Annotated in this window: 2 protein-coding genes; both read left to right on the forward strand. The window is 50.4% G+C overall.

What is annotated here, in order from left to right:
• The coding region (locus AC3DOM_RS08555; protein ID WP_487918619.1) for a molybdenum cofactor biosynthesis protein MoaE at positions 1-217 on the forward strand (217 nt) is incomplete at its 5' end.
• Between the two features lie 102 nt (positions 218-319).
• On the forward strand, positions 320-1555 hold the full coding sequence (gene fabF, locus AC3DOM_RS08560; protein ID WP_487918620.1) for a beta-ketoacyl-ACP synthase II: 1236 nt from the start codon (positions 320-322) through the stop codon (positions 1553-1555).
• Positions 1556-1572 lie beyond the last annotated feature (17 nt).

The raw sequence follows: 1572 nt of genomic DNA on the forward strand, positions 1-1572 counted from the left end.
AGGAATTGCCATCGTCCAGAGGATCGGGAAACTCTATCCTCGTACACCAACAGTATTGATCGCCTGCACAGCATCTCATCGGGACACTGGTGTTTTTGATGCCGCACGTTATGGGATTGACCGCCTGAAAGAGATCGTTCCTGTCTGGAAGAAAGAAATTACACCAGAGGGAGATGAGTGGGTTGAAGGAGAATATTTTCCCAAGCCGGGGGAATAATATAATTCGAGAAAAAATAGTCTCACAATAACTCTCTCCCCCGTGACGAAGTGCGCTCGCGGGGGTTACTCTTTTTTAGAAGAATATTTATTTGGAGGCAGCATGGAAAAAATTGTCATTACTGGTATGGGGACTATCAACCCTGTTGGGTTAACGGTCCAGGAGACCTGGAAAAACATCGTCAATGGAGTGTCTGGCGTTGCCCCGATCACCCGCTTTGATGCATCTGGCTGGATGGCGCAAATCGCCTGCGAAGTGAAGGATTTTGACCCAAAAAATTATATGCCCATAAAGGAAGCTCGTCGTCGGGATCTTTTTGAACAATACGCAACCGCTGCGGCACAAGAAGCTTTGCAAAATTCTGGATTGGAAGTCACCCCGGAAAACGCACCACGGATTGGCGTGCTCGTCTCCTCTGCTATGGGCGGGCTCGCTTCTCTTGAAGAGGCAATATTCACACTTAAGGATGAGGGTGCAAGACGTGTGAGCCCATTTTTAATCCCAATGATGATGGCAAATGGCGCCGCAGGAATGATTGGGATTGATACTGGTATCAAAGGCCCCGCGATGTCTGTCGCATCCGCTTGCGCCTCTGGTATTGACGGAATTGGCCTGGCCTGGATGATGCTTCGCTCAGGAATGATCGATGCCGCCTTGACGGGTGCATCTGAAGCGACAATTACTGAAACAGGAATCGCCGCATTTGATCGAATCGGCGCTTTATCACGCCGGAATGATGACTACACGACAGTCCCTGCTCCCTTCGACAAGAACCGGGATGGCCTGGTAATGGGCGAGGGTGCGGGTATTTTGATGCTTGAGAGGGAAAGCCATGCAATTGGGCGTGGTGCAAATATCCTCGCGGAGTTAGCCGGGTATGCATCCACCGCAGATGCTTTCCATATTACAGCACCCTCCACGGGCGGCGTTGGGGGCGCGGCAGCAATTTCACAGGCACTCGCGACGGCTCAGGTCAATCCAGATGAAGTGGATTATATAAGTGCCCACGGCACGGCGACCCAGCTCAATGATGCTTCTGAAACGAAAGCCATAAAAGCGGCGCTTGGACAGCATGCCTATAATACAGCCATCTCCTCCACCAAATCAATGACCGGGCATATGATGGGTGCGACAGGTGCGCTGGAAACCATTTTCTGCGTACAGGCAATCAGGGAAAATACGTTGCCACCGACGATCCATTATGAAACCCCCGATCCTGAATGCGACCTGGACTACGTCCCAAATCAGGCCCGCGAGAAAAATGTGGCCGTAGCGATCAGTAATGCCTTTGGTTTTGGCGGACATAATTCCGTTCTGGTGGTCAAGGAATATTTGTAAAATTTTATAAATTCATT

Source organism: Candidatus Desulfolinea nitratireducens (assembly GCF_982879505.1).

Excerpts from the sequence above, each read along its gene's own strand:
- fabF (WP_487918620.1), top strand. The coding sequence starts at position 320 with ATGGAAAAAATTGTCATTACTGGTATGGGGACTATCAACCCTGTTGGG.